This is a genomic window from Nocardia sp. NPDC059154, from assembly GCF_042755705.1.
Taxonomy (GTDB): domain Bacteria; phylum Actinomycetota; class Actinomycetes; order Mycobacteriales; family Mycobacteriaceae; genus Nocardia.
The window spans coordinates 1-8,084 of the sequence record NZ_JBHZCS010000042.1; the positions used below are offsets into that span (position 1 = coordinate 1).

Below are 8,084 nucleotides of genomic sequence, written 5' to 3' on the forward strand. Positions count from 1 at the left end.
AAGCCTTGCCGGATCAGTCGTTCGACGATCTCGAGGCTATGCACGTGCGCTAGCGCGAAGTAGGGCTGAATGCCGTTCTCGCGCAGGCGTCTGAGATTCTCGATGTAGAACTCCGGCGTGGCGTCGGCGACCATTTGCGAGTACTGCCACATGATGTGCGGATCAGCCATGTGGGTGCCCTCGATATCGTCGACGGTCAGCATCGAGGTGATGTCGTATTGCGTGGAGCCGATGGCCACGGTGACCTGGTCGGGCTTGGGGTCCAGCTCGGTCAGCATGTGCCTGGTGTCATAGCTTTGCCATTTGGCGACGGCATCGCCCTCCGGGGCAAACGAGATGGAGCCGCCGACTTGCAACACCATGTCGGGCACGGCCTCACGCAGCCGGCCGATCTGGGCGCTGTACTCGGCGAAGTTCTTGGAAATCTTGCCGGTTTTCGGGTCACGGACGTGGATGTGCAGCAGGCGGGCGCCGGCCTCGAAGCAGTCGACGGCTTTCTGGACCTGCTCGTCCCAGGTCACCGGGATGTCGTCGGGATAGTCCGACGGCATCCACAACGGCCCGTAGGGGGCCGCGGTGATGATCAGCGGTGCCTGGTTCTCGGGGAGCAGTGATCGATCGGTGAAGTACATGTTCTCGCCTCCGAAACTCTCGGTCGAGATACGTCAAATTCGCGGGTGATGATCGCTGTACTGCTATGTCCCATCCTATGGCCGCCGACTTCACTCACGCGGCTCGATTCGAGACAGCTCATCGGCGAGGATCGCGGCACCGAGGTTGCATGCCTGCACTCCCTGAGCGACACAGAGTTTCAGTACTTCCATGATCTCCTGAGTCGTCGCGCCGGCGCCCAGCGCAGCCTTGATATGGCGTCGGATCCCAGGTGAGTACAGATGGGTGAACGACGCATCCAGGGCGATGCTGAGAAGCTCGGTCTCTTTGGCGGACATGACCCCGCTGCGATAGATGCCGACACCGGTCGCCATGAATTCCTCGGTCCATACCGGGTCGAGGTCGAAGAAGGGGTTCCACGCCTCATTCCACTGTCCGGCAGCGCGCATCGCATCACACGACGGAGTCGGCAGGCCGCCGGTTCGGGACACGGGTTCGCTCCCGCCGGCTGGTACCTCGTCGAGCAGGATCGGCGCAGCGACGCTGCACGAATGGAGCGAAACCACGGTCGCGCACTTGATCACGAACAGCATTTCGGAGCGCGTCGCGCCGGCCGCAAGCGCGGCACGCATATGCCGCCGCGTCGCCTGCACATCAAGATTGGTACACGCCACGGCCAAGCCGACACTGACCAATTCGACGAACTTCCGGCTCAGGACCCCACTACGCCAAGGATTGGTCGCCATCTTGTTGCACGCGTCAGCCCATGCCGGGTCCCACGTCCGCAACAGTGACAAGGCTGCGGCATCCCAAGGACCAGCATCGGCCGCGGCAGCGTCCACCGGATCAGGCATCGACATGTCATCAGCGGACATAGGTGCATCCTTGGTCTAATTGGCGCGGCTCGTTGGCAGGAGTCGCTGCCCGGAAGGAACTGCGCGCCTCAGCGGCGCTGGCTCGCACGGACGCTGTTGATCAGTCCTTCATTCGCCGGTAAGCGAGTAGGGATCTGCGCAGACCGCTGAACGCATAGACGGCCGCCCACACCGAAATCAAAATCAAAACAACGAACATCGGTAGCCAGCTGCTCTGATGATGATCGACGCTCCACCAGACCGCCGTAAACAGAATCGTGCAGATGAACAGCAGGATGTCGCGCAAGCTGCCGCGATAGGAGGCGGCCGCTCTGCGCAGCAGCCGGTATCGGTTGACGGTCGCGACCAGGTCGTCGATGCGACTATCGATGCTCCGTTGGAGTTCGGCTCGCCGCTCCACCGCCTCCGGAGGTAGGCGTTCGAGCAGTTCCATATCCTGCTTGATCGTCTTGCGGACATCCGGGCCCTTCAGATATCCCGCCGCTGCACCGAGAGCCAATCCACCAGCGATGGGCGCGATCCCCACGGCAAGGTCAACCAAAGCGGGCATGCTTCCGTCTCCTTAGCCACCCCATCGATATTGCGGCAAAAGTACCGTCCGGATCATATGCCCGGTCGTATACCGCGGCGCCGATCGCAACGCCGACCTCGATGTATCTGGTCATGCCTGACTGACCACGTGTTTGCTCGGCATTGCGACGAGTACAGCAAAAGTGCCGGCATCGGGGTGAGGGGTTGTCGTGCTGACAGCGCTCGTACGAATCGCGGCATGCTGCGTCCGTGTCGAAGTCGATTTGGCGGCGGATGCCGCAGAGGTTGGCTGCGATAAGGAATAATCGGATGCTTCTGATGACGGCGCTCGCCGAAGTTCCCCACCTGTGCTCGCTGAAATTCCCCGCCCGTGAGCGGTTCCGATTATAGGGGCCGCCGGTTCCCGGGGCCTGAGGCTGTGCCAGCGGCCTAACCTTCGATGGAGAGGGATTACTATGCGCGCCATCCAGATTGAGCAGTTCGGCGACCCCGCGCAGGTGCTCCGCGTCGTCGACATCGAGGAGCCTCCGCCACCTGGCGCTCATGAGGTTCTGTTGAGCGTTGAGGTCTCGCCGTTGAACAAGCACGATCTACTGGTTGTCACCGGCATGCTGGCGCGACCACCCCTGCCCCACATACCAGGCGCAGAGGGCGTCGCGCGCGTTCTTGCCACTGGCGCCGAGGTCGATGGACTTCAAGTCGGCGATCTGGTCGTGCTACCCCTGTATGCCGGTGCGTGGCGTGAGCGGCTCGTCGTGCCCGCCGACGGCCTGTTCGCACTCCCCGCCGGCGGCAACATCGAGCAGTATTCGATGCTGGGCAGCAATCCCCCGGCGGCAGGGCTGATGCTCAGTGAATGCACCCCCCTGCAGCCCGGTGACTGGGTAGTTCAGAACGCCGCGAACTCCGGTGTGGGACGGTCATTGATTGCGTTGGCCAAACTTCGTGGACTGAAGACGATCAACCTGGCCCGTGACGACGCGACGTTCGCAGAGCTCACAGCAGCCGGGGCCGACGTGGTCCACGTCGACGACCCCGATGCGGTCGGCGATGTTCGAGCAGTGATCGGCGACGCGCGAGTGGCGCTGGGGGTGGAAGCCGTCGGTGGCCCAGTGGTGGGGCGGCTGCTCGAATTGCTTTCCGACGGTGGATGGTTGGTCAGCTATGCCTGGGCCAGGGACGAGCCCATGTGGGTCGATACCTCGGCACTGGTCGGCAAGCACCTCACCGTCCGCGGATTCTTTGTCGGCGACTTCGACTACCGCCACAAGGTGGTGCCTGTCATTCGTGAGGCGGCACCGCTGGTGGCCGACGGCACCCTCGTTGTCCCCGTGGGGGGCGTGTACCCCCTGGAGCACATCCAGGACGCGGTGCAGCATCTCCTCGGTGGCGGCAAGATCCTGCTGAAGGTGGCCGGGCGATGAACGCGCGGCCAGATGGGCGCGAACCGTCTTGCGGTCACGTCCGGTATGCCGGGCGATCTGAGAGATCGTCCAACCTCGCGCTCGTAGGGCACTGATTTCCACATCTTCCTCACGTGTCAACCTGGAAAAGTGGGCCTCCTCCGAATGAAAGTGCTGGTCAGTTGCGGTAACCACCAGCATCGGAGGGGGCCCGCCCTTCACGGCGGAGCCACACGGGACAAATGGGGAATTTCGGTGAGCGTCAGTGGGGAAGTTCAGTGAGCACCATCGCTGATGGGCAATTCTGTTGATCGCCTTGAGGAGAGTCACCGACGCTACGGCAATCCCGCTGTCTCAACGGGCTCACTGACGACGCTCACCACCCGTGGCGGTCCGAATTCATCGGGCCGCCATCGAATGCGGAGGCGCGGCGGTGCCTGCCGCGCGGATGATGAAGGCAATCGCGGGAATCCGGGTTGAGCGATGCCGAGGTGGTGCGAACGGTATTGCGGAGTGGGGACCTTCCCGGCCACACGGGGCAGCGATCACCAGATGTTCCAGGTTCCCCTGAGCGGCTTGACCTCCCGGTCTGCGCGCTCCAGATTCGGGACCAGGTCGGTGAAGTATCGGCGGGCGTCGCAGTTGTCGTCGCAGTGCTGATGCTGCTTCAGACCGTGTTGTGCCGCTTGCAGATTCATGACCGGATAGTCCGGTTCGTCGTGCGAGATGATGGTCATGGCCTGCTCCCTGTCGTCCGGTCGTCCGCACGGATCACGGCGATGGCCTGACGCTTCTTGCCGCACACGGACATCGGGCAGGGCTCGTGGACTCGGAGGACATCGCGCGCGTAACCGATCGACATCGCGCTGATCGCCTCGTGGTTTTCGATGGGTATGCCGTACATGGCTGACGCTCCGGTTGTCGGCGTTGATGTTTGGTGGCCCCCGGCCGCCGGTACGGCCTGACCGTGCGACCCGCTCTCGAAGGGCACGCGATCGGAACTTGTTGACCGGGCGGCCTGTTCAGGTTCCCGGCGGCCGGGGGTAAGCACCAGTAGATACCCGCTGGTTCATCGGCGGAACGTTCCAAGCCGGGGGTAACCTGAGTTTCTCGCTATCTTCCAAACCCCAGCACGAAAACCATTCCAAAACAGCGCACAAACAATAGTGAGGCTAAAGGAATGACCGGTTCGACTGTCCCCCGAAGGATGTTGGGTCGCGAACTTCGAAGGCTGCGCGAAGCATCCGGAGTCAGCGCCGCGAAGGCTTGTTCTGTTATTCAGTGCTCCCCGCAGACGATGTGGCGGCTCGAAGGCGGGCAGGGCGGGGTCAAACTGAAACAGATCTACATAGAAGCGTTGTGCCGCCTGTACGAAGCCCCCGACGATGACACGGCCGCCCTGCTCGGCCTGATCGAGGAAGCCCAACGTCCTGGGTGGTGGCACTCCTACGGCGACTCGGTGCCGGAACACTTCGACCTCTATCTGGGGTTGGAGCAATCTGCGCGGCGTCTCACGACCTGGCAGATGACGTTTCTCCCAGGGCTGATCCAAACCCCCGCCTATCGCCGCGCTGTCGAGTGGACAGCCTTCCCAGGGATGCCCACCGCAGCTGTTGAACAACGGATAGAACTGATCGTCAAACGACAAGAGCGCCTGAATGATCCAATGTTCTCGCTTGCTGTACTACTGTCGGAGTCGGTGTTGCGGCACGAGATCGGCGGGCCGGCTGTGATGGCTGAGCAGTTGCAACATCTGATCACGCTGGGCCAGAGGCGTAACATCTCGATCGGCGTTGTGCCGCAATCAGTTGGCGCGCACCTGGGGCTCCAGACGGGGCACTTCGTCCTGATGGAGTTCCCGCCCCGGTCGTCACCGGGCATGAAATCCAAATGGATAGAACCGCCCGTTGTCTACGTCGAGGGGTTCACCGGTGCGCTCTACCTCGATCAGGCGGACAAAGTGGACCGTTACCGTAGCGCTCTTGTGGAAATCAAGCGTCGTGCGTTGGATGAGCAGTGCACACGGGACTTGTTGGCCCACAAAGCGAAGGAGTATGCAGCATGAGCACCACCCGACAGGGTGCCCAGTGGTACAAGAGCAGTCGTTCAGCATCTCAGGACGCTTGCGTGGAAGTCGCGCACTTCGGCTCCGAGACCGGCGTCCGAGATTCGAAGAACCCCGGTGGGCCCGAGTTGATGTTCCCCGCCGACCAGTGGGCTATCTTCAACGCGGCCGTCCGGGCCGGAAAGTTCGACCGGTCCTGACGGACCGTGTCAGCCCGTGGGGAGTCTGGGCGTGCTGCCCGGGCTCCCCTGCGTCATGCATAACAAGCTCTACCACCAGCCTCGACACGTATACGACATGATCCGTTGAACACTCATCAAAGGAGATGTGCGATGCAGGTTAGGTCAGCAGTGGTCACCGGCGGCGCAATGGTCGCCGGGTTGTTCGCAAGCTTCGTTCCGGGTGTGGCCCACGCCGATTTCATCGATCCGGCGCCCTACGTGGACGCCAATGGGGTGGCATGGTTCAACATGGCGGGAAACAACTGTTCGATTACGCCGAATGGTGTTGTGGGGTGCGATCTTCCGACTCCGGCGTCGATCATGTCGATGACGGTCGCGGGTATGACGATCCCGGTGCCCTACGTGCCGGCCGTTGCCATCGACACCGCCTACTTTCCCTCGCACCCGCAGTGGAGCTCCAATGGCAGCCACACCCAGCAGGGTGGCAATCCCGCGATCGTGCCGGGGGTCGATCAGTACACGACATCGGTCTACTACGCCGGGGCCACGTGCACGGTTTCGGTCCGCAATGACGTGGTGTGCTCGGGGATGAGTCACGAATTCCGCGTCGCGGGGCTGCAGGCGTCCGGAAACTGAACCAGGACAGTCGGATCGGTCGCCCGCCTCGCCGGTAGGAAGTGTCTCGAAGTGTGTGATGAGGTGGCATCGCGGTGCGGTGCCACCTCATCAGCATGTTCGGTGAAAGCTGTTGCCCACGTTGGCATATACCCGAGCTGGAGAAGAGCTTTGCGCACCAGGTACTTCATTGTCACCCAGTGGGATTCGGAGGAGTCTTTCGCCGCGTGGCGTGAGTCCGGCGCGCGAGGCGCACGCGGGCGAGGCCCGCAAGCCGGTCTCCATGGGCGCGTCGCTGCTGGAGTTCGAGGTCGTCATGGATGTATGACCAGAGCGTTCGTCACACAGTGAGTGATCGTGTGGAGCAGCCGTTCCGCCGGACCGCGACGGAACCGGCTGCGCCACAGCGTCGCCGGCACCAGGGAACCTATGGCGAGTAGTGCCAGTAGTTCCCAGCCCGGACCGTGGATGCCGCCCGGCGGTGCGGTCGCGTTCTCGTCGGGTATCGGCACCAGGACGCTGACCGCCACCGCCTGCAGGATGTAGAGGCTCAGCGCGCAGGAGCCTGCGGCGATCAAGGGCCGCAAGGCGATACCCGCACGCGGGACCAGTGCCATCAGGACACCGATCACCAGGAAGGCGGCCCCGGCCGCGCCGAACACCTCGAATGGGGTGCCGCTGTGCGGGGTGGCGACGGTCAGCCACCACCAGCTCGTTGTCGCCACCGCGCCGAAACCCGTCATATCGATGATCTGGCCCGGATCGAAGTCGGTGACCCCGGCCTGTCTCATACTCGCGGTGAGCAGGTCGACCAGGTGCGCGCGTCCGCCCAGCGGGTGCTGCGCCAGCCATGAACCGCCGTATCCGAGCAGGGCCAGCAGCGCACCGAGGCCGATCACCGGCAGCGGCCGGAGTGCGCGAATCCCCCAGCGGCCCATGGCCATACCGGCGAAGAGGAACGGCATCCAGGTGAGCGCCGGGTACCCGCCGGTGAGCACCAGCATCTGGCCCGCCTGCCGCAGACCCGACCACGAGGTGAACATCTCGAAGATGGGGTTGCCGCCGGAAGCGTTCTGGTGCATGTGCCTTCGGACGACGAAGGACAGGATCGGCCCGGCGATCGCCCACACCGCCGCGAGTATCGCGAGCGCCCGGGCCTCCAGCCGCAGGGCGGGCAGGGCCAGCAGGAAGAACAGGCCGTAGTAGGTCAGGATGATCATGATTTCGATGCCGGAATGCAGTCGCGCCAGCGCCAGACCGAGCAGCGCGACCAACACGGCTCGGGAGCCGATGCGAATCAGGCTGCGGCGGGCCGCGATCCCGGTGGCAGGGTGCGCCCCGCCGGACATGAGCGCCAGCGACACACCCGCCAATACCGCGAACAGCGCGGCGGACCGGCCCTCGAAGACCGTCAGCCAGGACGCGCCCGGCTGGCCCCGCGGCGGCCCGACATGCACCGCGAACATGCCCAGCACCGCGATGCCCCGCGCCGCGTCGAGAGCGAGGACCCGCGGCAGCGAATTCGAAGCATCCGATTCTTGCGGCACGGTAACCGACGCCGGCGATCCCATAACCTTGCCCACCTCCAGGATTTCGACTGGCAATGACAGCGAGGCTAATTCGGCACACACGAGAAAACCGAGCCCAATGCCCGATTCGCGGAAGAAATAGCCGAAAGAGTTAGTTCCCGGCTAACCAGAAGGGTTAGCCGGGAACTCGCGAGCTACGCCTCGAGGGTGGCATCCAGCTCGACGGTGTCGATCAACCAATCGCTCCGGTAGTGGTGAGGGCGGGCCACAGG

The 8,084-nt window shown here is 63.6% G+C and carries 9 protein-coding genes and 2 pseudogenes; 5 read left to right on the plus strand and 6 right to left on the minus strand.

The window, feature by feature from the left end; translation table 11 throughout:
- The 3 genes from ACFXN1_RS31150 to ACFXN1_RS31160 form a co-directional block, all read right to left on the minus strand.
- Window positions 1-632, minus strand: a 632-nt coding sequence (locus tag ACFXN1_RS31150; protein WP_379463728.1) for a 3-keto-5-aminohexanoate cleavage protein, incomplete at its 3' end; no start/stop codon positions are given.
- Between the two features lie 90 nt (window positions 633-722).
- Window positions 723-1,487, minus strand: a complete 765-nt coding sequence (locus ACFXN1_RS31155) for a carboxymuconolactone decarboxylase family protein (protein ID WP_379463729.1) — start codon at window positions 1,485-1,487, stop codon at window positions 723-725.
- Window positions 1,488-1,587: 100 nt separating this feature from the next.
- Entirely contained in the window at window positions 1,588-2,037 is a 450-nt protein-coding gene (locus tag ACFXN1_RS31160; RefSeq protein ID WP_379446407.1) for a hypothetical protein, read from the minus strand.
- A 436-nt stretch (window positions 2,038-2,473) separates the two neighbouring features.
- Here ACFXN1_RS31160 and ACFXN1_RS31165 point away from each other — a divergent pair, with 436 nt between their 5' ends.
- Window positions 2,474-3,442, plus strand: a complete 969-nt coding sequence (locus tag ACFXN1_RS31165) for a zinc-dependent alcohol dehydrogenase family protein (protein ID WP_379446408.1) — start codon at window positions 2,474-2,476, stop codon at window positions 3,440-3,442.
- Here ACFXN1_RS31165 and ACFXN1_RS31170 read toward each other — a convergent pair.
- A pseudogene (locus ACFXN1_RS31170) lies at window positions 3,431-3,622 on the minus strand (hypothetical protein); the annotation flags it as partial. The gene ACFXN1_RS31165 and the pseudogene ACFXN1_RS31170 overlap by 12 nt on opposite strands.
- Before the next feature lie 344 nt (window positions 3,623-3,966).
- A complete protein-coding gene (locus tag ACFXN1_RS31175) occupies window positions 3,967-4,158 on the minus strand; it encodes a hypothetical protein (protein WP_379446409.1) in 192 nt (63 codons plus the stop codon).
- A 443-nt stretch (window positions 4,159-4,601) separates the two neighbouring features.
- Between ACFXN1_RS31175 and ACFXN1_RS31180 the strand changes: the two genes are divergently transcribed.
- The 4 genes and pseudogenes from ACFXN1_RS31180 to ACFXN1_RS31195 form a co-directional block, all read left to right on the plus strand.
- Window positions 4,602-5,486 (plus strand): helix-turn-helix domain-containing protein, encoded by an 885-nt coding sequence (locus ACFXN1_RS31180; RefSeq protein ID WP_379446410.1) that lies wholly within the window; start codon window positions 4,602-4,604, stop codon window positions 5,484-5,486.
- A complete protein-coding gene (locus tag ACFXN1_RS31185) occupies window positions 5,483-5,686 on the plus strand; it encodes a DUF397 domain-containing protein (RefSeq protein ID WP_379446411.1) in 204 nt (67 codons plus the stop codon). Before ACFXN1_RS31180 ends, ACFXN1_RS31185 begins: the two co-directional genes overlap by 4 nt.
- A 132-nt stretch (window positions 5,687-5,818) precedes the next feature.
- Complete coding sequence (locus ACFXN1_RS31190; RefSeq protein WP_379446412.1) at window positions 5,819-6,304, plus strand: hypothetical protein; 486 nt, start codon at window positions 5,819-5,821, stop codon at window positions 6,302-6,304.
- Window positions 6,305-6,463: 159 nt separating this feature from the next.
- Window positions 6,464-6,611: pseudogene (locus ACFXN1_RS31195) on the plus strand (antibiotic biosynthesis monooxygenase family protein); the annotation flags it as partial.
- Here ACFXN1_RS31195 and ACFXN1_RS31200 read toward each other — a convergent pair.
- Window positions 6,598-7,887, minus strand: a complete 1,290-nt coding sequence (locus tag ACFXN1_RS31200) for a DUF418 domain-containing protein (protein ID WP_379446413.1) — start codon at window positions 7,885-7,887, stop codon at window positions 6,598-6,600. The pseudogene ACFXN1_RS31195 and the gene ACFXN1_RS31200 sit on opposite strands and share 14 nt — an antisense overlap.
- Window positions 7,888-8,084: the final 197 nt, after the last annotated feature.

What these genes read in the sequence shown, in the direction of transcription:
- ACFXN1_RS31155 (WP_379463729.1), bottom strand. Translation starts at nt 1,487, where the DNA reads ATGTCCGCTGATGACATGTCGATGCCTGATCCGGTGGACGCTGCCGCG.
- ACFXN1_RS31160 (WP_379446407.1), bottom strand. Translation starts at nt 2,037, where the DNA reads ATGCCCGCTTTGGTTGACCTTGCCGTGGGGATCGCGCCCATCGCTGGT.
- ACFXN1_RS31165 (WP_379446408.1), top strand. Translation starts at nt 2,474, where the DNA reads ATGCGCGCCATCCAGATTGAGCAGTTCGGCGACCCCGCGCAGGTGCTC.
- ACFXN1_RS31175 (WP_379446409.1), bottom strand. Translation starts at nt 4,158, where the DNA reads ATGACCATCATCTCGCACGACGAACCGGACTATCCGGTCATGAATCTG.
- ACFXN1_RS31180 (WP_379446410.1), top strand. Translation starts at nt 4,602, where the DNA reads ATGACCGGTTCGACTGTCCCCCGAAGGATGTTGGGTCGCGAACTTCGA.
- ACFXN1_RS31185 (WP_379446411.1), top strand. Translation starts at nt 5,483, where the DNA reads ATGAGCACCACCCGACAGGGTGCCCAGTGGTACAAGAGCAGTCGTTCA.
- ACFXN1_RS31190 (WP_379446412.1), top strand. Translation starts at nt 5,819, where the DNA reads ATGCAGGTTAGGTCAGCAGTGGTCACCGGCGGCGCAATGGTCGCCGGG.